Annotated in this window: 19 protein-coding genes and 1 pseudogene; 16 read left to right on the forward strand and 4 right to left on the reverse strand. The window is 72.0% G+C overall.

Going from position 1 to position 25163, the window contains the following annotated elements; translation table 11 throughout:
• The first annotated feature begins 89 nt into the window (after positions 1 to 89).
• The 6 genes and pseudogenes from lpdA to M6G08_RS02050 all read left to right on the forward strand — a co-directional run bounded on the left by lpdA (position 90) and on the right by M6G08_RS02050 (position 9348).
• Positions 90 to 1478, forward strand: coding sequence for a dihydrolipoyl dehydrogenase (lpdA, locus tag M6G08_RS02025; RefSeq protein ID WP_272585462.1), 1389 nt, complete (start codon positions 90 to 92; stop codon positions 1476 to 1478).
• 64 nt (positions 1479 to 1542) lie between these two features.
• Positions 1543 to 3360: pseudogene (gene sucB / locus M6G08_RS02030) on the forward strand (2-oxoglutarate dehydrogenase, E2 component, dihydrolipoamide succinyltransferase).
• Positions 3361 to 3567: 207 nt separating this feature from the next.
• Positions 3568 to 4191, forward strand: a complete 624-nt coding sequence (locus M6G08_RS02035; protein WP_272585463.1) for a GntR family transcriptional regulator — start codon at positions 3568 to 3570, stop codon at positions 4189 to 4191.
• A gap of 405 nt (positions 4192 to 4596) precedes the next feature.
• Positions 4597 to 7299, forward strand: coding sequence for a pyruvate dehydrogenase (acetyl-transferring), homodimeric type (gene aceE / locus M6G08_RS02040; protein ID WP_272585464.1), 2703 nt, complete (start codon positions 4597 to 4599; stop codon positions 7297 to 7299).
• Between the two features lie 73 nt (positions 7300 to 7372).
• Positions 7373 to 8365: a helix-turn-helix transcriptional regulator gene (locus tag M6G08_RS02045; RefSeq protein ID WP_272585465.1), complete on the forward strand. Its 993-nt coding sequence runs from the start codon at positions 7373 to 7375 to the stop codon at positions 8363 to 8365.
• A 461-nt stretch (positions 8366 to 8826) separates the two neighbouring features.
• A complete protein-coding gene (locus M6G08_RS02050) occupies positions 8827 to 9348 on the forward strand; it encodes a DUF4240 domain-containing protein (protein WP_272591233.1) in 522 nt (173 codons plus the stop codon).
• Here the strand turns inward: M6G08_RS02050 and M6G08_RS02055 are convergent.
• The gene (locus M6G08_RS02055) at positions 9339 to 10076 is read right to left on the reverse strand and encodes a peptidoglycan recognition protein family protein (RefSeq protein WP_272591234.1); all 738 of its coding nucleotides are present in this window, start codon (positions 10074 to 10076) and stop codon (positions 9339 to 9341) included. The genes M6G08_RS02050 and M6G08_RS02055 overlap by 10 nt on opposite strands.
• Positions 10077 to 10385: 309 nt before the next feature.
• Here M6G08_RS02055 and M6G08_RS02060 point away from each other — a divergent pair, with 309 nt between their 5' ends.
• Positions 10386 to 11570, forward strand: a complete 1185-nt coding sequence (locus M6G08_RS02060) for a MarP family serine protease (protein ID WP_272585466.1) — start codon at positions 10386 to 10388, stop codon at positions 11568 to 11570.
• 20 nt (positions 11571 to 11590) lie between these two features.
• Here the strand turns inward: M6G08_RS02060 and M6G08_RS02065 are convergent, their stop codons facing one another.
• Complete coding sequence (locus tag M6G08_RS02065; protein WP_272585467.1) at positions 11591 to 12085, reverse strand: GNAT family N-acetyltransferase; 495 nt, start codon at positions 12083 to 12085, stop codon at positions 11591 to 11593.
• 71 nt (positions 12086 to 12156) lie between these two features.
• Between M6G08_RS02065 and M6G08_RS02070 the strand changes: the two genes are divergently transcribed.
• The 4 genes from M6G08_RS02070 to M6G08_RS02085 all read left to right on the forward strand — a co-directional run bounded on the left by M6G08_RS02070 (position 12157) and on the right by M6G08_RS02085 (position 17821).
• Entirely contained in the window at positions 12157 to 13074 is a 918-nt protein-coding gene (locus M6G08_RS02070; protein WP_272585468.1) for a TIGR01777 family oxidoreductase, read from the forward strand.
• A 223-nt stretch (positions 13075 to 13297) separates the two neighbouring features.
• A complete protein-coding gene (locus M6G08_RS02075) occupies positions 13298 to 14701 on the forward strand; it encodes an NAD(P)/FAD-dependent oxidoreductase (RefSeq protein ID WP_272585469.1) in 1404 nt (467 codons plus the stop codon).
• A gap of 445 nt (positions 14702 to 15146) precedes the next feature.
• Positions 15147 to 15656 carry a hypothetical protein gene (locus M6G08_RS02080; RefSeq protein ID WP_272585470.1) on the forward strand — a complete coding sequence of 170 codons (510 nt, stop codon included), beginning with the start codon at positions 15147 to 15149 and terminating at the stop codon, positions 15654 to 15656.
• Between the two features lie 92 nt (positions 15657 to 15748).
• Positions 15749 to 17821 carry an FG-GAP-like repeat-containing protein gene (locus tag M6G08_RS02085; RefSeq protein ID WP_443049000.1) on the forward strand — a complete coding sequence of 691 codons (2073 nt, stop codon included), beginning with the start codon at positions 15749 to 15751 and terminating at the stop codon, positions 17819 to 17821.
• Positions 17822 to 17914: 93 nt separating this feature from the next.
• Here the strand turns inward: M6G08_RS02085 and M6G08_RS02090 are convergent, their stop codons facing one another.
• Complete coding sequence (locus M6G08_RS02090; RefSeq protein ID WP_272585472.1) at positions 17915 to 19381, reverse strand: NsdA family TPR-like regulatory protein; 1467 nt, start codon at positions 19379 to 19381, stop codon at positions 17915 to 17917.
• A gap of 234 nt (positions 19382 to 19615) precedes the next feature.
• Here M6G08_RS02090 and lipB point away from each other — a divergent pair, with 234 nt between their 5' ends.
• The 4 genes from lipB (at position 19616) to M6G08_RS02110 (ending at position 22858) form a co-directional block, all read left to right on the forward strand.
• On the forward strand, positions 19616 to 20467 hold the full coding sequence (lipB, locus tag M6G08_RS02095) for a lipoyl(octanoyl) transferase LipB (RefSeq protein WP_272585473.1): 852 nt from the start codon (positions 19616 to 19618) through the stop codon (positions 20465 to 20467).
• A gap of 168 nt (positions 20468 to 20635) precedes the next feature.
• Positions 20636 to 21589: a lipoyl synthase gene (gene lipA / locus M6G08_RS02100; protein ID WP_272585474.1), complete on the forward strand. Its 954-nt coding sequence runs from the start codon at positions 20636 to 20638 to the stop codon at positions 21587 to 21589.
• Between the two features lie 267 nt (positions 21590 to 21856).
• Positions 21857 to 22072, forward strand: a complete 216-nt coding sequence (locus M6G08_RS02105; RefSeq protein ID WP_073722271.1) for an SCO2195 family GlnR-regulated protein — start codon at positions 21857 to 21859, stop codon at positions 22070 to 22072.
• A gap of 81 nt (positions 22073 to 22153) precedes the next feature.
• On the forward strand, positions 22154 to 22858 hold the full coding sequence (locus M6G08_RS02110; protein ID WP_073722273.1) for a DUF4191 domain-containing protein: 705 nt from the start codon (positions 22154 to 22156) through the stop codon (positions 22856 to 22858).
• 90 nt (positions 22859 to 22948) lie between these two features.
• On the opposite strand, the gene M6G08_RS02115 is transcribed toward M6G08_RS02110, so the two are convergent.
• Positions 22949 to 23416 carry an RDD family protein gene (locus tag M6G08_RS02115; protein WP_073722275.1) on the reverse strand — a complete coding sequence of 156 codons (468 nt, stop codon included), beginning with the start codon at positions 23414 to 23416 and terminating at the stop codon, positions 22949 to 22951.
• Positions 23417 to 23669: 253 nt separating this feature from the next.
• On the opposite strand from M6G08_RS02115, the gene glnA reads away from it, so the two are divergent.
• A complete protein-coding gene (gene glnA, locus M6G08_RS02120; protein WP_272585475.1) occupies positions 23670 to 25079 on the forward strand; it encodes a type I glutamate--ammonia ligase in 1410 nt (469 codons plus the stop codon).
• Positions 25080 to 25163 lie beyond the last annotated feature (84 nt).

Raw genomic sequence — 25163 nt, forward strand, 5'->3', positions numbered from 1 at the left:
CCTAAGGGCCGAGAACAAAGAGCGGCCGGACACCAGCCGCCGACCGGTCACTGGAGACCGGCGTGGCGCACATGCATGGAGGACGTGACGTGGCGAACGACGCCAGCACCGTTTTCGACCTAGTGATCCTCGGCGGTGGCAGCGGTGGTTACGCCGCGGCCCTGCGCGGGGCGCAGCTGGGCCTGGACGTCGCCCTGATCGAGAAGGACAAGGTCGGCGGTACCTGCCTGCACAAGGGGTGCATCCCCACCAAGGCCCTGCTGCACGCGGGCGAGATCGCCGACCAGGCCCGCGAGAGCGAGCAGTTCGGCGTGAAGGCCACGTTCGAGGGCATCGACGTGGCGGCCGTGCACAAGTACAAGGACGACGTGATCTCGGGCCTGTACAAGGGCCTGCAGGGTCTGATCGCCTCGCGCAAGGTGACCTACATCGAGGGTGAGGGCCGCCTGTCCTCCCCGACCTCCGTGGATGTGAACGGCCAGCGGATCCAGGGCCGCCACATCCTGCTGGCGACCGGCTCCGTGCCGAAGTCGCTGCCGGGCCTGGAGATCGACGGCGACCGGATCATCTCCTCCGACCACGCCCTCAAGCTCGACCGCGTGCCGAAGTCCGCGATCGTCCTGGGCGGCGGCGTCATCGGCGTCGAGTTCGCCTCCGCGTGGAAGTCCTTCGGCACCGACGTCACGATCGTCGAGGGCCTCAAGCACCTCGTGCCGGTCGAGGACGAGAACAGCTCCAAGCTGCTGGAGCGCGCCTTCCGCAAGCGGGGCATCAAGTTCAACCTGGGCACCTTCTTCGAGAAGGCGGAGTACACCCAGGACGGCGTCAAGGTCACCCTCGCCGACGGCAAGGAGTTCGAGGCCGAGGTCCTGCTCGTCGCCATCGGCCGCGGCCCGGTCTCGCAGGGCCTGGGCTACGAGGAGGCCGGGGTCGCCATGGACCGCGGCTTCGTCCTGGTCGACGAGTACATGCGGACCAACGTCCCGACGATCTCCGCCGTCGGTGACCTCGTCCCGACCCTCCAGCTCGCGCACGTCGGCTTCGCCGAGGGCATGCTGGTGGCGGAGCGGCTGGCCGGTCTGAAGACCGTCCCGGTCGACTACGACGGCGTGCCGCGGGTGACGTACTGCCACCCCGAGGTCGCCTCCGTGGGCATCACCGAGGCCAAGGCCAAGGAGATCTACGGTGCGGACAAGGTCGTCGCCCTGAAGTACAACCTGGCGGGCAACGGCAAGAGCAAGATCCTGAAGACCACGGGCGAGATCAAGCTCGTCCAGGTCAAGGACGGTGCCGTGGTCGGCGTCCACATGGTCGGCGACCGCATGGGCGAGCAGGTCGGCGAGGCCCAGCTGATCTACAACTGGGAGGCGCTGCCGGCCGAGGTGGCCCAGCTGGTGCACGCCCACCCGACGCAGAACGAGGCGATGGGCGAGGCGCACCTGGCGCTGGCCGGCAAGCCGCTGCACTCCCACGACTGACCTCCCTCGGTCACTGGGCGCGACGACACAGACTTCCGCAATTTCGTAAGGAGCAACCGAAACCATGGCGGTTTCCGTAACCCTTCCGGCGCTCGGCGAGAGCGTCACCGAGGGCACCGTCACCCGTTGGCTGAAGGCCGAGGGTGAGCGTGTCGAGGCCGACGAGCCGCTGCTCGAGGTCTCGACCGACAAGGTCGACACCGAGATCCCGGCGCCCGCCTCCGGCGTGCTGTCCTCCATCAAGGTCGCCGAGGACGAGACCGTCGAGGTCGGTGCCGAGCTGGCGCTGATCGACGACGGCACCGGCGCCCCGGCCGCCGAGCAGGCCCCGCAGGCCGAGCAGGTCGCCGAGCCGGCACCCGAGCCCGCTCCGGCCGCCCCGTCCACCGAGCAGGCCGCCCCGGCGCCCGCTCCCACCGCCGAGGCCGCTGCCGGCGGCTCCGCCGAGGGCACGGACGTGGTCCTGCCCGCACTCGGCGAGTCCGTCACCGAGGGCACCGTCACCCGCTGGCTGAAGTCGGTCGGCGACAGCGTCGAGGCCGACGAGCCGCTGCTCGAGGTGTCCACCGACAAGGTCGACACCGAGATCCCCGCCCCGGCCTCCGGCACCCTGTTGGAGATCGTGGTCGGCGAGGACGAGACCGCCGAGGTCGGCGCCAAGCTGGCCGTCATCGGCGAGGCGGGTGCCGCTCCCGCCGCCGCTCCCGCGCAGGAGGCCCCGGCCGCCCCCGCGCAGCCCGAGCCCGCCCAGGCCCCGGCTCCGCAGCAGGCCGCTCCGGCCCAGCAGGCCCCCGCCGCCCCGGCGCCGCAGGCCCCCACGGCCCCGGCTCCGCAGCAGCAGACCACCCCGGCGCCCGACCCGGTTCCGTCCGTCCGCCCCGGCGCCCGCGCCGGCCCCGGCTGCCGCTCCGGCCGCCCCGGCCGCCGCCCAGCCGGTGGACGACGGCGCCTACGTCACCCCGCTGGTGCGCAAGCTCGCCGCCGAGAACGGCGTCGACCTGTCCACCGTCAAGGGCACCGGCGTCGGCGGCCGCATCCGCAAGCAGGACGTCGTCGCCGCCGCCGAGGCCGCGAAGGCCGCCGCGCCGCGGCCGCCGCCGCGGCCGCCGCTGCCGCCCCGGCCGCCGCCGCGAAGAAGGCCCCCACCCTGGAGGCCTCCCCGCTGCGCGGCCAGACCGTGAAGATGCCGCGCATCCGCAAGGTCATCGGCGACAACATGGTCAAGGCCCTGCACGAGCAGGCCCAGCTGTCGTCGGTCGTCGAGGTCGACGTCACCCGCCTGATGAAGCTGCGCGCCCGTGCCAAGGACGCGTTCGCGGCGCGTGAGGGCGTCAAGCTCTCGCCGATGCCGTTCTTCGTCAAGGCCGCGGCCCAGGCGCTGAAGGCGCACGCGCCGATCAACGCCAAGATCAACGAGGCCGAGGGGACCATCACCTACTTCGACACCGAGAACATCGGTATCGCGGTGGACTCCGAGAAGGGCCTGATGACCCCGGTCATCAAGAACGCCGGTGACCTCAACCTGGCCGGCATCGCCAAGGCGACCGCCGACCTGGCGGGCAAGGTCCGGGCCAGCAAGATCAGCCCGGACGAGCTGGCCGGCGCGACCTTCACCATCTCCAACACCGGTTCGCGCGGCGCGCTGTTCGACACGATCATCGTGCCGCCGGGCCAGGTCGCCATCCTCGGCATCGGTGCCACGGTCAAGCGTCCGGCCGTCATCGAGACGGAGGACGGCCCGGTCATCGGCGTCCGCGACATGACGTACCTGACCCTGTCCTACGACCACCGCCTGGTGGACGGCGCCGACGCCGCCCGCTACCTGACGGCGGTCAAGGCGATCCTGGAGGCGGGCGAGTTCGAGGTCGAGCTCGGCCTGTAATTCCCTGCCAGTGGGCCTGTACGGTGCCCCCGCCCGGAGCTCTCCGGACGGGGGCACCGTCGCGTTCCGGCGTCGGCACGCTGTGTAAGTCTCGTCTCACCTGCGTAAAAGCGCCCCCGTGCGCCCTTCCCGCCCGCCGCGACGGCCGTATTGTCTAACCGTCAAACGCCCCAAGGGTCCGAAGGGGACCCTCCCGAAGGAGCTCTCATGACCGCGCCCGTCGTCCACTCGCTGCGCGAACAGATCCGCGAGCACATCCTGGAAGGGATCATCAGCGGACGCTGGCAGCCGGGCGAGCGGATCGTGGAGCGGCGGATCGCCACCGAGCTGGAGGTCAGCCAGACGCCGGTGCGCGAGGCGTTGCGCGAGCTGGAGTCCCTGCGGCTGATCGAGTCGGCGCCGAACAAGGGCGTGCGGGTGCGCAACCTGACCGCGGCCGACCTGGAGGAGAGCTACCCCGTCCGGGCCGGCCTGGAGGCGATCGCGGCCGAGCTGGCGGCGGAGCGGCTGGCGGTGGACTGCTCGGCCCTCGAACCGCACGTCGCCGCGCTGTACGAGGCCGACCGGGCCGCCGACGGGACGGCGCAGGTCCGGCACACGGTGGGCTTCCACCGGGAGCTGGTGCGGGCGGCGGGCAACTCGGTGCTGCTGCACACCTGGGAGGGGCTGGGCATCGAGGTGTTCACGGCGCTGTCGATACGGTGGCTGGGGACGGTGCAGCAGTCGTACGCGGAGGAGCACGAGGAACTGGTCGCGGCGTTCCGCCGCCGGGACCCTCGTATCGCGGACCTGGTCAAGGCCCACGTCCTGGGCTGCGCCCCGCGCGCCTGATTTTCTTCGCCCCCGCCGCCCCTTCCCGTCCCGTCCCTGGGGGCTCCGCCCCCAGACCCCCGTTCGCGCAGTTCCCCGCGCCCCTTTCAGGGGCGCGGGGAACTGCGCGAACAACCACGGCGCACCGGTACCCGCCACACCCCCGAACCACCCGAGCTCTACGGCGCTCACCTGCACAAACACTCACCAGCACAGGTCACTCCGTGCCATCGCCGAAGGCACCCCGTGCCGACTTTCTCGTAATCAAGAGGTTTTGCCCCTCAACCCTTTGATCGATCATCGATCAGGGAGTTACAGTCACGGACGGGCTTGCACCCAAGCCCAGCCCTGTCCTGCCAAAGACCAAGGGCACCCCCGATCCCCTTACCGATGAGGGAACCCCCTTCGACTGAGGAAGGCGGCGACATGACCGACCCCAAAGCCATCCAGCCGAGCGAGCTCGACCAGCTCCCGGACCGCGACCCCGAGGAGACCGCCGAATGGCAGGCCTCCCTGGACGCCGTCACCAAGGCGGCCGGGCCGCACCGTGCCGCGTACCTGATGCGCCGCACGCTGGAGCGCGCCGAGGGCGCCGGCCTCGCCCTGCCGAAGCTCCTCGAGACGGACTACGTCAACACCATCCCCACCTCCGCCGAGCCCGCCGTTGACGGCGACGAGGCGATGGAGCAGCGGATCACCGCCTGGAACCGCTGGAACGCGGCGGCGATGGTCACCCGCGGCAGCAAGTACGGCGTCGGCGGCCACATCGCCACCTTCGCGTCCGCGGCCTGGCTGTACGAGACCGGCTTCAACCACTTCTTCAAGGGCAAGGAGGGTGACGGCTCCGGCGACCAGCTCTACGTCCAGGGCCACGCCTCCCCCGGCATCTACGCCCGCGCCTTCCTCGACGGCCGCCTGAACGAGGAGCAGCTCGACAACTTCCGCCGCGAGTCCGGCGGCAACGGCCTGCCCTCCTACCCGCACCCGCGCCGTCTGCCCTGGCTGTGGGAGTTCCCCACCGTCTCCATGGGCCTCGGCCCGATCTCCGCGATCTACCAGGCGCGCTTCAACCGCTACCTGACCAGCCGCGGCATCAAGGACCTGAGCAACTCCCACGTGTGGGCGTTCCTCGGCGACGGCGAGATGGACGAGCCGGAGTCCACCACCGCGCTCACCCTCGCCTCCCGTGAGGGCCTGGACAACCTGACCTTCGTCATCAACTGCAACCTGCAGCGCCTCGACGGTCCGGTCCGCGCCAACTTCAAGATCGTGCAGGAGCTGGAGGCCCAGTTCCGCGGCGCCGGCTGGAACGTCGTGAAGTCGCTGTGGGGCACCGCCTGGGACGAGCTGTTCCAGCTCGACACCACCGGCGCCCTCGTACGCCGCCTGCGCGAGGTACCCGACGCGCAGGTGCAGACGTACCAGACCCGCGACGCCGCCTACATCCGCGAGGACTTCTTCAACAAGGACCCGCAGCTCGCCGAGATGGCGAAGCTGCTGTCCGACGACAAGATCCTCGAGTGCTTCCACTACTCGCGCGGCGGTCACGAGTCCCGCAAGGTCTACGCCGCGTACAAGGCCGCGCTCGCCCACAAGGGCGCGCCGACCGTGATCCTGGCCCAGACGGTCAAGGGCCACACCCTCGGCACCGGCTTCGCCTCCAAGAACGCCAACCACCAGATGAAGAAGCTCTCGGTGGACGAGTTCAAGGACATGCGCGACCTGCTCGGCCTGCCGATCAAGGACAGCGACTTCACCGACGGCGTGGTCCCCTACGGCCACCCGGGCGCCGACTCCCCCGAGGTCCGCTACCTCCAGGAGCGCCGCGCCGCCCTCGGCGGTCCCGCCCCGGCCCGCCGCGTCCACCCCCTCGCGCCGCTGCCCGCGCCCGCCGAGAAGGCGTTCGCCTCCTTCGACAAGGGCTCCGGCTCGCAGAGCGTGGCCACCACCATGGCCTTCGTCCGCCTGGTCAAGGACCTGGTCCGCGACAAGGAGACCGGCAAGCGCTGGGTGCCGATCGTCCCCGACGAGGCGCGCACCTTCGGCATGGAGAGCCTCTTCCCGTCCCTGGGCATCTACTCGCCCAAGGGCCAGACGTACGAGCCGGTCGACCGCGACCAGCTGATGTACTACAAGGAAGCCAAGAACGGTCAGATCCTCAACGAGGGCATCACCGAGGCCGGGTCGATGGCCGACTTCATCGCCGCTTCGACGTCGTACGCGACGCACGGCGAGGCGATGATCCCGTTCTACATCTTCTACTCGATGTTCGGCTGGCAGCGCACGGCAGACCAGATGTGGCAGCTCGGCGACCAGCTCGGCCGCGGCTTCCTGGTCGGCGCCACCGCGGGCCGCACCACGCTGACCGGTGAGGGCCTCCAGCACGCGGACGGCCACTCCCCCGCCATCGCGGCGACCAACCCGGCCGCCCTGACGTACGACCCGGCCTTCGCCTACGAGGTCGCGGCGATCGTCAAGGACGGTCTGCGCCGGATGTACGGCGAGGCCGCCCCGGGCGAGGACCCGAACGTCTTCTACTACCTGACGGTCTACAACGAGCCGATGCCGCAGCCGGCCAAGCCGTCCGGCCCCGGCATCGACGAGGGCATCGTCAAGGGTCTGTACCGGTTCAACACGGCGGAGTCCGCGGGTCTGACCCCGGCCGCCAACGCCCCGCGCATCCAGCTGCTGGGCTCCGGCACGGCGATCCACTGGGCGCTGAAGGCTCAGCAGCTGCTCACCGAGGAGTGGGGCGTGGCCGCCGACGTGTGGTCCGCGACCTCCTGGACGGAGCTGCGCCGGGACGCCATGGACGCCGACGCGGCACTGCTGCGCGGCGAGGAGCGGGTGCCGTACGTCCGCCAGGCGCTCCAGGGCGCCGAGGGCCCGGTCCTCGCGGTCTCCGACTACATGCGCCAGGTCCCGGACCAGATCGCGCAGTGGGTCGAGCAGGACTACTCGTCGCTCGGCGCCGACGGCTTCGGTCTGTCGGACACCCGTGAGGCCGCCCGCCGCCACTTCGGCGTCGACGCCGAGTCCATCGTGGTCGCGGCCCTGGCCCAGCTCGCGGGGCGCGGCGAGGTCAAGGCGACGGCCGTGAAGGAGGCGCGCGAGCGCTACGGCCTGTGAGCCCCGGGCAGTGATCGGAAGGCCCCCGCCACGCACGGCGGGGGTCTTCCTCGTTCTCCTGCATCATGTGGGGATGCGCGCTGCCCGCCTCATCAAGATGGTGCTGCTCCTCCAGTCCCGCCCCACCATGACCGCGGCCGAACTGGCCCGCGAACTGGAGGTGTCGGAACGCACCGTCACCCGGGACGCGCAGGCGCTGTCGGAGGCGGGCGTGCCGGTCTACGCCGAGCGGGGCCGGGCCGGCGGTTACCGGCTGATCGGCGGCTACCGCACCCGGCTGACCGGCCTCGCCCGGGGCGAGGCGGAAGCCCTCTTCCTGTCCGGAGTGCCGGGGGCCCTGCGCGAGATGGGCCTGGAGGACGCCGCGTCGGCGGCCCGCCTGAAGGTGTCGGCGGCCCTGCTCCCCTCCCTGAGGGACGCCTCCCGTACGGCGGCCCAGCGGTTCCACCTGGACGCGCCGAACTGGTTCCGGGAGCCCGAGACGCCCGAGCTGCTGCCGGCGGTCGCGGACGCGGTCTGGGACGACCGGCGGATCACCGCGCGCTACCGGCGCGGCGAGGACGAGGTCGTCCGCGAGCTGGAGCCCTACGGTCTCGTGCTGAAGGCCGGGGCCTGGTACCTGTGCGCGCGGATCACGCGGTCGACGGGCGACGGGCCGTTCCGCGTCTACCGCATCGACCGCTTCACGGCCGCGGAGACGAGCGAGGAGCGCTTCGAACGGGACGAGGGCTTCGACCTGCCCGCGTTCTGGACGGAGCGGGCCGAGCAGTTCGCGCGGTCGATCCTGCGGTCCGAGGCCGTGGTGCGGCTGTCGCCCCGGGGTGTACGGGCCCTGCACCACGCCGTCGACGCGCTGTCCGCCCGGGAGGCGCTGGAGACCGCGGGGGCACCCGACGCGGACGGGTGGGTGACGGTGACGCTGCCGGTGGAGTCGGAGGAGATCGCGCATGCGCAGCTCAGGGGGCTGGGCCCGGAGGCGGAAGTACTGGCGCCGAGTGCGCTGCGGGAACGGTTCGCCCAGGACGCACGACGGCTGGCGAGCCTGTACGACCGCACGGACGGCTAGCCGCGTACGGCGGGAAGGGGACGTGTCGGGAGGGGTCCGCCCGCAGCGGTTGGCGCGTCAGCGCCGCCCACCCCCGTAGCCGACCGATTCCGCGCCGTTCCGAGGACGGCCCCCCGGCGCGGCCCCGACCCAACACACGACACACCGCGCTACCCGCACCCCCACCGAACCCGCAGCGGCGCCGCAGGCATCCACACCCCCACCGAACCCACACAGGCAGCCGCAGCCACCCCACCCGCCCCACCGCCGGAAGCACCCGCACCCCCACCGAACAGCCACAGGCCGCCGCAGGCATCCCGCTCAACGACCGAACCCACACAGGCAGCCGCAGGCATCCACACCCCACCGAACCCGCACAGATCGCCGCAGGCGCCCCGCTCAACCGCCGGAGGCAACCGCACATAACGATCCGCCGCACTCCACGTGCGCCACCCCCGCCCAGGGCCGATGCTGGACCCGTGATGGACGAGACGGAGTTCTGGGAGCTGATCGACGCCACCCGGCAGGGTGCCGACGGCGATCCCGAGGACCAGGCCGACCTCCTCGTGGAGCGGCTCCTCGGGCTGGACCCGGACCTGGTGCTGGACTTCGCCCGCCATTTCGAGGCCCGCTACAACCGCGCCTGCACCTGGGACGTGTGGGGCGCCGCGTGGGTGCTGCTCGGCGGCGCGAGCGACGACGCCTTCGACTACTTCCGCTGCTGGCTGATCGGCCAGGGCCGCGAGGTGTACGAGGGTGCGGTGCACGAGCCCGACTCGCTCGCCGAGCTGCTGGACGACTTCGACGAGGAGCTGGACGGCGACGGCGAGGAGCTGGGCTACGCGGCCGACGAGGCGTACGAGCAGCTCACCGGCACCGTCGCCCCCGACTTGGGCATCGCGCCCGCCCCGGCGGAACCGCTGGGCACCCCGGTCGACCTGGAGGACGACCGGGCCGTGGCCGCCCGCTTCCCACGCCTGTGGGAGCGGTTCGGTCAGGACTGACCAGCCGGCCGGCCCTGGAGCCGGGCCGCGGCCTCCCTGATGTCCGGGAGGCGCGCCGTCAGCGCCGCGCCCGGGCAACTGGTCTGGTAGCCCTCGTCGTGGCCGGCGACGGCGGGCAGCGTGGCCGTGGCGCCGGCGGCGTACCGGCTGAGGCCGTTGCTGGAGACCAGGCGGACCTTGCCGCGGGGGTCGCTGCCGGTCCCGCCGAGTTTCCAGGCGGCCAGCGCGGCGATCGCGTCGGTCAGCGCGTCGGGCACGGGCACGCCGGCGGTGAAGGTGCCGAGGGCGGCGATGCCGGTGGTGCGGTGGTTGAAGCCCTGGGTGTGGGCGCCGGTGACGGCGCGGTCGATGCCCCCGGCGCGGCCCTCGTAGATGGTGCCGCAGCGGTCGACGACGAAGTTGTAGCCGATGTCGTCCCAGTCCCGCCCGCCCGTCTGGCCGGAGTACACGCCGCGGAGGATGGCCGGCACGTCGGCGCAGTCGTAGCCGTTCGGCGTGTCCGTGTGGTGGACGAAGACGGCGAGGACCTTGTCGTCGTAGCGCGGCGGCGGCTGTGCGCGGGCGGCTTCGCCCAGCCAGACCGACCGGGGCACGACGGGCGGCCGGGGCGCGGTGTACGGGTCGGCGGCGGCCGCCCGGGGGTCCGTGGCGGCGGCCCTCTCCACCCCGTTCGCGCACAGCGCCAGCGCGACGACGGCGGCGAGGCCGGGGAGGCAGCCGAGCACCACCGGCGCCACGCCCGGTCCACCGGGCACGCGCACGCGCTTCGCCCACTCACGTGCGCGAGCCGCGCCGGATGCGCCGGGGAGGGAAGCCGCACTCCGCCACCGGGACCGGCGCCGTCCTCGGAAGACCCGCATGGTCCCACTGTCCGGCGCATCGGGTCCGCCCGCGACGTGTGCTGTGCCACCTGGTGGAACCATCCTCCCGGTCCCCGACGTTTTCCGGTTGACCCCAGCTGATCACGGGACCCGTCCGGCACGTACTCAGGGTTCCGGGACGGACCCGGCCGAGGGTCCGGCAGAAAGGCGGCTCGCGTGGACCTGCTCGACATCGTGCTGGTGCTGGTGGTGCTGGCCTACGCGGCCTCCGGCTACCGGCGCGGACTGGTGGCCGGCTGTGTCTCGCTGGCCGGTTTCGTGGGCGGCGCGGTGGTCGGCGTGTGGATCCTGCCGTGGGTGATGGACCTGGTGTCGCCGGGCTCGACGGCGGCGACGGTGACGGCCGTGGTCACGGTGCTGCTGCCGGCGGTGGTGGGCCACGAGCTGGCGGGACGGCCGGCGCTGCGGCTGCGCCGGGAGCTGGACGCCGGTCCGCTCCGGGTGGCCGACGGGGCCGGCGGCGCGGTGGCCAACGCGGCGGCCGCGCTGATCGTGGCGTGGGTGGCGGCGAGCGTCCTGGCGGCGTCCTCGTCGCCGCTGCTGACCTCGGCGATCCGTGACTCGACGCTGCTGGGCGCGGTGCAGCGGGCGATGCCGGACACCACTCCGGCATGGTTCTCCAGGGCGACGTCCGCGCTGACGGAGGCGGGGTTCCCGCAGGTCTTCAACCCCTTCGAGAACGAGTCGACCGCCCAGGTCGCCGAGCCCTCCGGCGACAGTGTCACCGCCGCGGCCACCAACGCGGCCAAGCTCAGCACGGTGAAGGTGGAGGGCGTCGCCGGCAGCCAGGGCCGGGAGGGCAGCGGCTTCGTCTACGCGCCCCGGCACGTGATGACCAACGCCCACGTGGTGGCCGGCATCGACGACCCGACCGTCCGCGTCGGCGGGGTCGGACCGGCGTACGAGGCGCGGGTGGTGCTCTTCGACCCGGCCGAGGACGTGGCCGTGCTGTATGTGCCGGACCTGTCCGCGCCCGCGCTGCGGTTCGACGACGACGCGGAGCGCGGCGACCCGGCGGTGGTCGCCGGGTATCCGCAGGACGGCGACCTGGACCTGCGCGCGGCGACGGTGGCGAACCGGATCCGGGCGACGGGCCAGAACATCTACAGCGACGCGAACGTCACCCGCGAGATCTACTCGATCCGCTCCACGGTCCGCCCCGGCAACTCGGGCGGCCCGCTGCTCACCACCGACGGCCGGGTGTACGGCGTGGTCTTCGCCCGCTCCACCTCCGACGCCCGGACCGGGTACGTGCTGACGGCGGACGAGGTGGCCGACGAGGCCCGGCGCGCGGCCGAGGCGACGGAGGCGGTGGACACGGGCGAGCCGGTCGCGTCCTGACCCGCCGCGGGGGCGGACGCTCAGGCCCCGGTGAGCATCTGCCCCATCAGCACGTCGTCGACGTACTGGCCGTCGAGGTGGAACTCCTCGGGCTGCACGCCTTCGACGACGAAGCCCTCCGACTCGTAGAGCCCCCGGGCGGCCGTGTTGTGGCCGAGGACCCGCAGGGTGATGCGGCGGAAGCCCTTCTCACGGGCCTCCTCGACGGCGGCCCGGACCAGGGCCCGCCCCACGCCGTGACCGCGGGCCCGGCCGGCGACGGCGAGACCGCGGATCTGCCGGACGTGGGTGTTGGAGGCCAGCTCCGTGGGGAGGCCGAGGCGGACGTAGCCGACCACGGCACCGTCGAGTTCGGCGACCAGGTGGGCCTCGGGCCCGCAGGCGTCGCGGAAGAAGGGGTCGTCCGGTCCCGGCGGGGGCGAGACGGCGTGCAGGTGGGACCACGTCTCGAGGTCGATCCGGCGCAGCGGCTGCTCGTCCTCGGGCCTGGCGCGGCGTATGTGCGGGGCTGGCATGACGGTCACTGTACGACGCGGGCGCGCGGCCCCGTCCAGCGTTTTCCGGGGCGGCCCGGCAGGATGGGCGCATGGACGATGGACGCAAGGACGCGGGGCGTTCCCGGGTCGCGGTGGCCGGCGCGTCGGGTCTGATCGGCGGCGCGCTGGCGCGGTCCCTGACCGCGGACGGCCACGAGGTGGTGCGCCTGGTACGGCGCCCGCCCCGAGGCGCGGACGAGGTGCGCTGGGACCCGGAGGGCGGACGCGTGGACACGGCCGGGCTGGCCGGCTGCGACGCCGTGGTCAACCTGGCCGGGGCCGGGGTGGGAGACCGCCGCTGGACCGACGCGTACAAGACGCGTATCCGCAGCAGCCGGGTGCACGGCACGACGGCGCTGGCCGAGGCCGTCGCCTCGATGGAGCAGCCGCCGCGGGTCTTCCTGAACGGCAGCGGGATCGGCTTCTACGGGGAGACCGGTGATCGGCCGGTGGACGAGGGCGCACCCGCGGGAGAGGGTTTCCTGCCGTCCCTGTGCGTGGAGTGGGAGGGCGCCGCGGCGCCCGCCCGGCACGCGGGGGTGCGGACGGTGTTCGCCCGGACCGGTCTGGTCGTCTCCCGCCGGGGCGGGGCGTGGGGCCGGCTCTTCCCGCTCTTCCGGGCGGGGCTCGGCGGGCGGCTGGGCGACGGCTCCCAGTACTGGTCCTTCGTGTCCCTGCACGACGAGGTGGCCGCGCTGCGGCACCTGCTGGACCGGGACGACCTGTCCGGCCCCTTCAATCTGACGGCTCCGCGTCCGGTGACGAACCGTGAGGTCACCGTGGCGATGGGGCGGGTGCTGCACCGCCCGACGCCGTTCGCAGTGCCGGCGCCGGTGCTGCGCGCGGTGCTGGGCGAGCTGGCGGGCGACGTCCTGGGCAGCGCGCGGGTCCTGCCGAACCGTCTGCTGGAGTCGGGCTTCCGCTTCGCGTTCCCGGAGATCGACGGGGCGATCCGGGCGGCGGTGTGAGCGCCGTCTGCCGCGCACGAGACCGCGAGAGACCACTCATGACCGTGTGAGCCCGTTCGAGCATCACATGGCCGCCACATGCGACCAGCGTGCGACCGTGCCCTGCCCGCGTGCGATTCCCGTTGTCCGTTTCCGGTTCTAACCTCGTGTCGAACTCGGGTATCCCTCAAGCCGGTTGGGGGCATGACGTCTCCAGCGGCCGCGCAACCTCGAGGAGGGGCACGTGCTTGAGCCCGCGTACCAGGCGGACGTCGTCGTCGTGGGGGCCGGGATCGCCGGACTCGCCGCGGCGCATCGGCTGACCAGCGCAGGAGTGACGACCACGGTCCTGGAGGCCGCCCATGCGGTGGGCGGCAGGATGGCCACGGAGAAGGTCGACGGCTTCCGGCTCGACAGAATCGGGCAGTTGCTGCCGACGGCGTGCCCCGAACTGCGGCTCACCCCCGGGCTGGACGGCCTCGCGCTGCTGCCCTTCGCCCCCGGGGTGCTGCTGCACAGCGAGGGCCGCCACCACCGGGCGGGCGTCCCGGCGGGGGCCCGGGGCGCAAGGGGCGCACTCCACGCCGTGCGCGCCCTGGCAAGCGCCCCCCGCTCGGTTCCCGCGCCCCGGCGCCCGGTATCCGCGGTCCGCACTCCGGGGAGGCCCGCCCCCGTTTCCCGCGCCCGCGCGGGCGCCCCGCTCGGCACGGCCGTCGACCAGGCCCGCCTCGGTGCGGCGCTGACCCGCCTGGCCGCCACCCCCCTCGAACGGCTGCTGGCCCGTCCCGAGCTGTCCGCGGCCCAGGCCCTGGCGGTCCGCGGACTGCCGCCCCGCACGATCGACGGTTTCCTGCGCCCGCTGCTCGCCGCCCTGCTGTCCGACCCGGACCTGACCACCTCCAGCCGGTGCGCCGACCTCGTGCTGCGGCAGTTCGCGGGCGGGCGCCTGGGGCTGCCCGAGGGCGGCTCGGAGGCGCTCCCGGAGCTGCTGGCGCGGCGGCTGCCGCCGGGCACCGTGCGCACCGGGGTCCGGGTCACCTCGGTGGCCACCAACGCCGTCGCCACCGCCGAGCACGGTGTCATCCGCTGCCGGGCCGTCCTGGTGGCGACCGACGCCCGGGCGGCGGCCGAGCTGCTGCCGGGCCTGAGGGTGCCGGACTTCCACCCGGTGACAGTGGTGCACCACACCACCGACGAGCCGCCGGCGACCGGCACCGCCCTGCTGCTCGACGCGGACCGCGGTGGTCCGGTCGCCCACACGGCGGTGGTCAGCCATGTGGACCCGTCCCGCGCACCGGCCGGACGGACCCTGGTCTCATCGACGGTCCTCGGCCCCCGCCCGCCCGACGTCGACACCGCCGTACGCATCCACCTGTCCCGCCTCTACGGCACCCCGACCACCCGCTGGGAGACCCTCGCCGTGCACCACACGCCCGACGCGGTGCCCGCGATGCGCCCGCCGCACGACCCGCGCAGGCCGGTACGGCTGCTGGCCGGCCTGTACGTGTGCGGCGACCACCGCGACACCAGTGGCGTCCAGGGCGCCCTGCACTCGGGCCACCGGGCCTCGGCGGCGATCCTGACGGACTTGGGGGCGGGGCGGCCGATGCACTCGGCGGAGGCGGCGGGGACCGTGCGGGCAGCGTGACGCGAAGTGGAGGGTGCCGTCCCGATCGGACGACACCCTCCGCGGACCGGTGGGAAGAGCGCCCGTCAGCACCCACCCAGGTGCAGCCCGCTGACGAAGCGTGACATCCAGCACGCAAGAGCTATTCCGTGTTATTTCACTGTGAATAGCACGTCACCCTCACATCACCATCGACGGAGTCGGCCACCGAAGCTGGCAACGAGTGCACCTCGAATGGTTGTTTGATACTCTTTCCTCCGATTGCCAGGGGGGCATCAAAGACAGTGCATGACTACTGACGCGCTGGAGGGGCAGTCGCCGCCATGAATTCACTCTCATGCGCTCGGCCATCCCCAATACCTCTGCACCCTCCGGATGCCTTCCCAGCTTGAATTGACCTGTGCTTCCGCTGTCGGACATCGCAGACGACAGAAGCCATTCACATGTAATCACCGGAGGAAGTGCGATGCTCTCCCGTACCCGAAAAATTGCCGCGTCTGCCTTCGCAGCGACTGTAGCGGTCGCTGGTTTTGCGACCATGGCTTCGGCAGACAGCGGAACCGTGCCACGCGCAGCCGCTGAGGAAATGCCGTCTGCGGTGGAATACTTCAATTATCCCGGCGCGGACAGGATCCTGGCCGAGGAGGGCATCGAGCTGAAGCGCGGGGACGGCCGTATTGTGCTGGCCGAGTGCGGCCAGACCTCCGACCAGATCAGAATTTACACCGTCGCGGACCAGGCCGTCGGCCGTAAGGGAACCTACTGTTTCCGAGCCACGGCGAATTCTGGCTACCTCACCCTGGAGCTGCCTCGCGTCTTCGGCCTCGAGACCAGTACGCAACCCATAAGTGCGGACCTGACGGCGGAGGGTCGGACTCAAACCGTCGACATGGCCGAGGACACGTACAAGAGTGTGGGTGAAGGAACCGTCGGCGGTGCTCACTCGGTCCTCGTCGAGATCCGGGTCACGGGCTGATGTCGATCACCGCCGTGTCCGGCACAACAGATGGGAACAGAGCCCGCATCGGGTTCTCACCGCGCTTCCACGCCGCGTTGGCCACGGGCCTGATGGCCACCGGCCTGACCGCCGGGTGTCTCACCGCCGGCACCGCCCAGGCCGCCACCGGGCCGGCCAGCTCGTCCAACGCCTACAACTTCACCGCGCGCCTGCAGATAGGCGACGACCAGCGAGGCTGCTCCGCGGTGCTGATAGCCCCGCAGTGGCTCGCCACCGCCGCGAGCTGCTTCGCCGACGACCTCGGCGCCGGCCCGGTCGCGGCGGGCGCGCCGAAGTGGAAGACCACGGCCGTCCTCGGCCCCGCCCCGGGCACCAACAAGCCCGTCGACGTCGTCGAACTCGTGCCGCGTACCGACCGGGACATGGTGCTGGCCCGGCTCGCCACACCCGCCACCGGCATCGCTCCCGCCCCCCTCGCCACCACCGCGCCCGTCGCGGGCGAGGAGCTGACGGTCGTCGGGTTCGGCCGGACCAGGGACGAATGGGCGCCGCTCGCTCGGCACACGGCCGCCTTCACGGTCCAGTCGGTCTCCGGCACCACCCTCGCGCTCGACGGCAAGACCGACGACGACGCCATCTGCGCCGGCGACGCCGGCGGCCCCCTGGTGCGGCAGAAGGACGGCAAGTTCGAACTGGTCGCGCTCGCCAGCCAGTCCTGGCAGGGCGGCTGCTTCGGCTCCGACCCGGCCGAGACCCGCAACGAGGCCGTCTCCCCGCGCCTGGACAACATCAACGGCGGCAACACCCTCATCCCCGGCTCCGTGATGCGGGCCGGTGACAGCCTCGTCTCCAACGCCGCCCGTCTGACCCTGCGGGCCGACGGCGACCTCGTCGTCGTCTCGGGCGCGGGCAAGACGCTGTGGTCGACCGGCACCGCGGGCCACCCCGGCGCCACCGCCCGCTTCACCGGCACCGGAAACCTCACCGTCGTCGACGCCGACGGCAGCACCGTGCTGTGGGAGTCGAAGACCACCGCCGCCGGCGGCAAGGCCGTTCTCCAGGACCGCGGCAACTTCGTCGTCCACGACGCCCAGGGCGCCTCCCAGTGGGCCGCCGGCACCGTCGTCCGCCACGACTACGACGGCGACGGCCGCAGCGACCTCGCCGACTGGTACGACTACGGCGACGGCCACGACGAGATCCACGCCTTCCCCGCCAAGGCGGACGGCGGCTTCGAGAGCCCCGTGCACGGCTGGGAGACCGCGGCCGGCAACTACTGGGCCGAGAACATGAAGCGCTTCACCGGCGACTTCGACGGCGACGGCCTCGGCGACGTCGCCGCCTTCTACGGCTACGGCAACGGCGACGTCGGCCTGATCACCTGGCTCGGCCGGGGCGGCGGCCACTTCGACGGGCCGCTGCACTCGTGGAAGGACACCGACGGCTGGAACTTCGACCGCATGACCGTCAACTCCGGTGACTTCGACGGCGACGGCCGCGACGACGTCGCCGTCTGGTACGACTACGCCGACGGCAGCGACAAGCTCCACACCTTCCTCGCCAAGGCCGACGGCGGCTTCGACAGCCCCTTCTCGTCCTTCACCCGGACCGAGGGCTGGACGGCCTCCAGCATGAAGTTCGCCACCGGCGACTACAACGGCGACGGCCGCGACGACCTCGCCGCGCTCTACGGCTACTCCACCGGCGAGGTCAAGATCATCACCTTCCCGACCACGCCCGACGGCGGCTTCGACAACACGGCCGTCCACGGCTGGAGCAGCACCGGCTGGAACTTCGACGCCGCCAGTGTCCACTCCGGCGACTTCGACGGCGACGGCCGCGACGACCTGGCCGCCTGGTACGACTACGGCGACGGCCACGACGCCGTGATCGGCTTCACCGCCGACGCCGCCGGCAAGTTCGGCAACCGCACCGAGCTGTGGAACACCGCGGCCGGGAACTACACACGCGACCAGATGAAGATCGTCACCGGTGACTACGACGGTGACGGCCGCGACGACCTCGCCACCTTCTACGGCTACTCGGACGGCGGGGTGAAGACCATCACCTGGACCGCCAAGGCCGACGGCACTCTCAACTCCCCGCTGCACAGCTGGGAGGCCAGGAGCGGCTGGACCTTCGACCGCCTGCACGCGATCGAGCGCTACCACAACCCCGCCTGAACCCGTTGGAGCGGCCCGTGGGCCCGCTGCCCCGCCGTCCCCGGCGGAGCAGCGGGCCCGCGGCCGTATGCGGCCGGTGTGCGGCCGCGCGGGTCACCCGAGCGCCGCGACCTTGTCGCGGTACCCACGCACCGGCGCCGCGTCCCTGTACGGCTCCAGCCGCCGTTCGAAGTCGCGGACGTACTCCGCCGCCCGGGCCGACCTCATCTCGGCCGCCTGTCCGGCCGCCTCGGCGGCCAGCTGGCAGGCCTGGTCGAGTTCGCCGAGGCCCAGGCGGGCGGTGGCGAGGACGATCCGGCAGAAGAGCCTGCTGCGCGCGTACACGGGGGCGCGCAGCAGCAGCGAGCGTTCGGCGTACTGGGCGGCGGCCCGGAACTGCTGGAGGTCGCGGTGGCAGTGCCCGAACTCGTCGGCGAGCTGCGCCTCGTCGAAGAAGCGGGCCCAGTGCGGCACCTCGTCGCCGGGCCGGGCGGCCTCCAGGGCGCGCTCGGCGCGGACCAGCGAGGCGGTGCAGGCCCGCACCTCGCCGAGGACGCCGTGCGCCCGCGCCTCGGCCGCGTGCAGCAGCGTCTGCACGACCGGCGGCGCTGAGGTCCCGACCCCCTGCTGCGCCACCCGCGCGAGCTGCACGGCCTCGCGCCCGTGCCCCAGGTAGACGGCCTGCCGGCTCATGGTGACCAGCACGTACGAGCCGTACGCCCGGTCCCCGGCCGCCTGCGCGAGCCGCAGCGCCTGCACGAAGTAGCGCTGGGCGAGGCCGTGCGCGGCGATGTCGTACGACGTCCAGCCCGCGAGCCGGGTGAGGTCGGCGGCGGCGGCGAACAGCCGGCGGCCGGTCTGCTCGCCGTAGGTGCCGCGCAGCATCGGCTCCAGCTCGTGCTCCAGGTAGCGCACGAGGGCCTGGCGGGCGTGCCCGCCGCCGTACCGGTCGTCCAGGCTGCGGAACAGCTCGCCGACCGAGCGCAGCGCGGCGAGGTCGCCGCCGGTGACCTTCTGGCCGGGGCCGCGGTCGGCGGACGGCGCGCGCCGGCGGGCCGGGTCGACCGGCACGGGCCCCCTGGGCATCGCGGGGCGGCCCTGCGCGGGGATGCGGACGGGCACCTCGGCGCGGGCCACCTTCTCGTCGGCCCGCCCGATCAGCCAGTCCCGGCTGGGCACGACCAGTCCGGCCGGCGTGAAGGCGATCTTGCGCAGCTCGGCCTGGCTGCCGGAGTCCTTGCGCCACAGCCCGCCGACGATGTCGACGGCCTCCTCCGGGGTGGCGGCGAACTCCAGGCCCGCGTAGACGGGCGCGCAGGCGTCGAGGCCGAGGTCCTGCGCGCTGAGGCGGCGGCCGAGGCGCCGGGTGAAGACCTCGGCGATCAGCGCCGGGGTGGTGCCGCGGGGCTGCTGGCCGCGCAGCCACCGGGTGACGGACGTCTTGTCGTATCTCAGGTCCAGACCGTGTTCGAGTCCGAGCTGGTCGACGCGACGCGCGAGACCCGCGTTCGAGAACCCCGCTTCGGCGATGAGCGCGGCGAGCTGGCGGTTGGGGGTGCGCTGCGCGGGTCGTTCCGTCATGGTGCGGTGCGGTCTCCTGCCTTCCGGGCGTTCGATGTGCCCGGAGCGCCTGTGAGCAGCCCTTATGGCCTCGTGAACGGCGCGAATGTAGCGGAGAGTAAGCGCCCGATCGCACACTTTCACCGGCATTCATCCGATCGTGTGAGGATTGCCCGCCCGGCTGACGACGCGTGGGCGGTCGTACAGTGGCGTGGGCACGCTTCGTGCCTTACGACCTTCCGGGGAGGCATTGCCGTGAGTGAGCTGCGGTTCGTCCGAATGGGGTTCGGTGCCGATCGCGTCGAGTACCAGGAGGCGTGGGACGAGCAGCGCCGGGTGCACGCCGCGCGATTCGCCGACGAGGTCCCCGACACCGTGCTGCTCCTCGAACACCCGCCGGTCTACACCGCCGGCCGGCGCACCGAGGACAGCGAGCGTCCGCTGGACGGCACGCCGGTGATCGACGTGGACCGCGGCGGCAAGATCACCTGGCACGGGCCGGGCCAGCTGGTGGGCTACCCGATCCAGAAGCTCCCGCGCCCGGTGGACGTGGTGGCGCACGTGCGGCGGCTGGAGGATGCCCTGATCCGCACCTGCGCGGAGTTCGGCGTGGAGACCAGCCGAGTGGAGGGCCGCAGCGGGGTGTGGGTCCTCGGCGACCCGGTCGAGCGGCGCCCCGCGCGATCTGGAGGGGCAGCGCGCAGCGCTTCGGCCGAGGGTGATGGCGGGCGACGGGCGGGACTCTCCCTGGACTTCGACCCGCGCCTGACGGACGAGGAGTTCGACCCCCGTCTGAACGGCCCCGACTACGCCCCCTCCAACGCCGGCCAGCGGCGCGAGGACCGCAAGATCGCCGCGATCGGCATCCGGGTGGCGAAGGGCGTCACCATGCACGGCTTCGCCCTGAACGTGAACCCGGACAACAAGTGGTTCGACAAGATCATCCCGTGCGGCATCCGCGACGCGGGCGTCGCCTCGCTGGCGAACGAGCTGGGCCGGGACGTGACCATCGAGGAGGTCCTGCCGGTCGCGGAGCGCCACCTGCGGGACGTACTGGAGAACGCGGATCTGAAGCCGAGGGTGATCGAGAAGGCCCCTGCAGCCTGACCTCAGGGCATAGAACAAGCCCGTCCGGCGTTTGAGGACGAGGCCGTCCAGGCCGGAAGCGGGGGCCTGGGGGCGGCAGCCCCCAGCAGGGCCAGCACCAACGCCGACCAACAAATCAACGGGCGTACCCTGGGGCACGCCGAAGAATCAATCGCTAGGGAGCCGGTCGTGTCCGCAGTCGCACCCGACGGACGCAAGATGCTGCGCCTGGAGGTCCGCAACAGCCAGACCCCCATCGAGCGCAAGCCCGAGTGGATCAAGACCCGGGCGAAAATGGGCCCCGAGTACACCAAGATGCAGAACCTCGTGAAGAGCGAGGGCCTGCACACGGTCTGCCAGGAAGCGGGCTGTCCCAACATCTACGAGTGCTGGGAGGACCGCGAGGCGACCTTCCTCATCGGCGGCGACCAGTGCACCCGGCGCTGTGACTTCTGCCAGATCGACACCGGCAAGCCCGAGGCGCTCGACCGCGACGAGCCCCGCCGCGTCGGCGAGTCCGTGGTCACCATGGACCTGAACTACGCCACCATCACCGGCGTCGCCCGCGACGACCTCCCGGACGGCGGCGCCTGGCTGTACGCGGAGACGGTGCGCCAGATCCACCAGCAGACGGCGGACCGCGAGGCCGGCCGGACCAAGGTGGAGCTGCTCGCCCCCGACTTCAACGCGGTGCCGGAGCTGCTGCGGGAGGTCTTCGACTCCCGCCCCGAGGTCTTCGCGCACAACGTCGAGACGGTCCCGCGCATCTTCAAGCGCATCCGCCCCGGCTTCCGCTACGAGCGCTCACTGAAGGTCATCACGGACGCCCGCGACTACGGCCTGGTCACCAAGTCCAACCTGATCCTCGGCATGGGCGAGACCCGCGAGGAGATCAGCGAGGCGCTGAAGGAACTGCACGAGGCCGGCTGCGAGCTGATCACCATCACGCAGTACCTGCGCCCGTCGGTGCGCCACCACCCCGTGGAGCGCTGGGTCAAGCCGCAGGAGTTCGTGGAGCTGAAGGAGGAGGCCGAGCAGATCGGCTTCTCCGGCGTGATGTCGGGCCCGCTGGTGCGGTCCTCGTACCGCGCCGGGCGGCTCTACCAGATGGCCATGGAGCAGCGCCGGACCGCCGCTGTCTGATCCGCCCGCCGGACCACCGTCCGGCGACCGTGTGAATTCACGCACAAGCTGCTACCGGCCAGTAATGGCCGATACTCCGCGGCCCCGACCGTCCTCGCAGATGAGGGCACCGGTCGGGGCCGCGGCGTCGTCGAGACTCCCGGCGTCGCGGCTTCATGTCCGTTTGACCGGCGGGTCACGCCCTGGTAACACCAATCAGTGACCCTGGCATCACGCCACGTACACCCGTCTCCGTACCCGGAGCCGTACCGAGGGGGGACCTCCACGATGCAGGCCGCGCCCGTTCGCGCCACCGTCGTCCGCGCCACCGCCATCCCGTCGTTCACCACCGCCCTGCGGGCCGTCGAGTCGCTGTTGATGAGCGGCGGTCAGCGCACCGCCCGGCGCAACGCGTGGACCTCCGTGCTGGAGGACCGCCGCCGCGCCAAGGACCGGATCGAGACGGAGCGCGTGCTGCGGCAGTCCGTCGCCGGCCGCCCCTGATCACGGCCCCGGCCGTCCCGCCTCCCCGCACGCCGGGCACTGCCGTCGTCGGCGCTCGGCGGGGCACGTAGACTTCGTGCCATGGCGAGGAAGGAACCTGCAGCGGACGCTGCGAACCCCGGGCGACTGAAGCAGATCGCTCTGACCTACAAGATGACCCGCAAGGCCGACAAGAAGATCGGTCTTGTACTCGCGGGTGTCGGCATCGTCGTCTTCGGTGTCCTCCTCGCGATCGGTTTCCTGGTCGGTCACCCCATCTATCTCGGCATCCTGGGCGTGCTGCTCGCCTTCCTCGCGACGGCGATCGTCTTCGGGCGCCGGGCCGAGCGGGCGGCCTTCGGCCAGATGGAGGGCCAGCCCGGCGCGGCCGCGGCCGTACTGGACAACGTCGGCCGGGGCTGGACGACGACGCCCGCGGTGGCGATGAACCGCAACCAGGACGTGGTGCACCGCGCGGTCGGCAAGGCCGGCATCGTGCTGGTCGCGGAGGGCAACCCGAACCGGGTGAAGTCCCTGCTCGCCGCCGAGAAGAAGAAGATGAACCGCATCGTCTCCGACGTGCCCGTGCACGACCTGATCGTGGGCACCGGCGAGGGCCAGGTCGAGCTGAAGAAGCTGCGCACCACCATGCTCAAGCTCCCCCGCGTGCTGTCCGGCCCGCAGGTCACGGTGACCAACGACCGGCTGCGCGCCCTGGGCGACCTCATGAGCAACATGCCGCTCCCCAAGGGCCCGATGCCGAAGGGCATGCGCATGCCCAAGGGCGGCAACCCCAGACAGCGCTGACCTCGCACCCACGGCAACGCGCCGGTACGGCGATGGGGGCACCCGGACTGGATCCGGGTGCCCCCATCGCCGTACCGGCGTCGTCGTGCCTCAGACTCGTACTTCCACGGTGCGCGCCACCCGGTCGTGCAGACCGCGGCCGTCGCGGTCCCAGATCAGGGCCGGAACGGCGACGCACAGCAGGACCGAGCGCAGCAGGGCGCGCAGCGGGCTCGGGCGGCCCGTGCTCAGCTCGACCACGCGCAGGCCGAACAGGCGCTTGCCCGGGGTGAAGCCGATCGTGCCGACGGTCAGCACGCTCAGCACGAAGAAGATCAGCAGGGCCCAGTTGCTGGTCGCCTGGCCGTAGCCGTCCGTGATCAGGCCGTATGCGATCAGGAGGCACAGGGCCCAGTCGACGGCCAGGGCGCCGATCCGCCGACCGGGGCGGGCGATCGAGCCCGGCCCCTCCTCGGGCAGACCGAGCTGTTCGCCCCGGTACCCGAGGTCCGCGCCGGACTCCTCGATGGCGGCACGCGGCCCGGAAAGCCACGATCCGATTGCTTGCCTGTTGTCCACCCGTCCACGGTACTGCGCCCCTGGACGCCCTACGGACGGAGGGTGCGCGAAGGGCGCCCGGGAGGGGCGCGGGCGGGGTGTGACGGGCCCGCGTGAGGCCTACGCTGGAACGGAGCCGGTTAACTTCTGCGAAACAAATGGGTCACGCCCGAGAAATCACCCGTCCCTAGGGTCGAGGAAGCGTGTGCCACCCGCACTGGCCGCACGAACGATCTACCACCCCGGCGGGACGGTCGGGAGTAGGAGGAGCTGGATGTTCCAGAACGCCGACGACGCCAAGAAGTACATCGCGGACGAGGACGTCAAGTTCGTCGACGTCCGGTTCTGCGACCTGCCGGGCGTCATGCAGCACTTCACGTTGCCCGCCGCGGCGTTCGACCCCGACGACGAGCAGGCCTTCGACGGCTCCTCGATCCGCGGCTTCCAGGCCATCCACGAGTCGGACATGTCCCTGCGCCCCGACCTGTCGACCGCGCGCATCGACCCGTTCCGCCGGGACAAGACCCTCAACATCAACTTCTTCATCCACGACCCGATCACGGGCGAGCAGTACTCCCGCGACCCGCGGAACGTGGCGAAGAAGGCCGAGGCCTACCTCGCCTCCACCGGCATCGCCGACACGGCGTTCTTCGGCCCGGAGGCGGAGTTCTACGTCTTCGACTCCGTCCGCTTCTCCACCAGCGCGAACGAGTCCTTCTACCACATCGACTCCGAGGCCGGCGCCTGGAACACCGGTGCGCTGGAGGACAACCGCGGCTACAAGGTCCGCTACAAGGGCGGCTACTTCCCGGTCCCGCCGGTCGACCACTTCGCCGACCTGCGTGCCGAGATCTCCCTGGAGCTGGAGCGGTCCGGCCTGCAGGTCGAGCGCCAGCACCACGAGGTGGGCACCGCCGGCCAGGCCGAGATCAACTACAAGTTCAACACGCTGCTCGCCGCGGCCGACGACCTCCAGCTCTTCAAGTACATCGTGAAGAACGTGGCCTGGAAGAACGGCAAGACCGCGACCTTCATGCCGAAGCCGATCTTCGGCGACAACGGCTCGGGCATGCACGTCCACCAGTCGCTGTGGTCGAACGGCGAGCCGCTCTTCTACGACGAGCAGGGCTACGCCGGCCTGTCCGACACCGCGCGCTACTACATCGGCGGCATCCTCAAGCACGCCCCGTCGCTGCTGGCCTTCACCAACCCGACGGTGAACTCCTACCACCGCCTGGTCCCGGGCTTCGAGGCGCCGATCAACCTGGTGTACTCGCAGCGCAACCGTTCCGCCGCGATGCGCATCCCGATCACGGGGTCGAACCCGAAGGCCAAGCGAGTCGAGTTCCGCGCGCCGGACGCCTCCGGCAACCCGTACCTGGCCTTCTCGGCCCTGCTCCTGGCGGGCCTGGACGGCATCAAGAACAAGATCGAGCCGGCCGAGCCGATCGACAAGGACCTCTACGAGCTCGCTCCCGAGGAGCACGCGGGCGTGGCCCAGGTCCCGACCTCCCTCGGCGCCGTCCTCGACCGCCTGGAGAGCGACCACGAGTTCCTCCTCCAGGGCGACGTGTTCACGCCGGACCTGATCGAGACGTGGATCGACTTCAAGCGCGCGAACGAGATCGCCCCGCTGCAGCTGCGCCCGCACCCGCACGAGTTCGAGATGTACTTCGACGTGTGATCGTCCTCGATCGCCCCGCGGTCCGCCCGGCGCCCCTCGTCCCCGTTCCCGGGGGCGGGGGGCGCCGTCGTCGGACCGGGTCGT

Origin of the sequence: Streptomyces sp. M92, from assembly GCF_028473745.1 — a bacterium.
In the GTDB taxonomy this organism is placed as follows: Bacteria; Actinomycetota; Actinomycetes; order Streptomycetales; family Streptomycetaceae; genus Streptomyces.

Bases quoted from the DNA above. Each gene is read 5' to 3' on its own strand.
- M6G08_RS02105 (WP_073722271.1), top strand. From the start codon at position 21,857: ATGCAGGCCGCGCCCGTTCGCGCCACCGTCGTCCGCGCCACCGCCATC.
- M6G08_RS02035 (WP_272585463.1), top strand. From the start codon at position 3,568: ATGACCGCGCCCGTCGTCCACTCGCTGCGCGAACAGATCCGCGAGCAC.
- M6G08_RS02085 (WP_443049000.1), top strand. From the start codon at position 15,749: ATGGCCACCGGCCTGACCGCCGGGTGTCTCACCGCCGGCACCGCCCAG.
- M6G08_RS02045 (WP_272585465.1), top strand. From the start codon at position 7,373: ATGCGCGCTGCCCGCCTCATCAAGATGGTGCTGCTCCTCCAGTCCCGC.
- M6G08_RS02110 (WP_073722273.1), top strand. From the start codon at position 22,154: ATGGCGAGGAAGGAACCTGCAGCGGACGCTGCGAACCCCGGGCGACTG.
- M6G08_RS02080 (WP_272585470.1), top strand. From the start codon at position 15,147: ATGCTCTCCCGTACCCGAAAAATTGCCGCGTCTGCCTTCGCAGCGACT.
- M6G08_RS02070 (WP_272585468.1), top strand. From the start codon at position 12,157: ATGGACGATGGACGCAAGGACGCGGGGCGTTCCCGGGTCGCGGTGGCC.
- M6G08_RS02090 (WP_272585472.1), bottom strand. From the start codon at position 19,381: ATGACGGAACGACCCGCGCAGCGCACCCCCAACCGCCAGCTCGCCGCG.
- M6G08_RS02065 (WP_272585467.1), bottom strand. From the start codon at position 12,085: ATGCCAGCCCCGCACATACGCCGCGCCAGGCCCGAGGACGAGCAGCCG.
- M6G08_RS02050 (WP_272591233.1), top strand. From the start codon at position 8,827: ATGGACGAGACGGAGTTCTGGGAGCTGATCGACGCCACCCGGCAGGGT.
- aceE (WP_272585464.1), top strand. From the start codon at position 4,597: ATGACCGACCCCAAAGCCATCCAGCCGAGCGAGCTCGACCAGCTCCCG.
- glnA (WP_272585475.1), top strand. From the start codon at position 23,670: ATGTTCCAGAACGCCGACGACGCCAAGAAGTACATCGCGGACGAGGAC.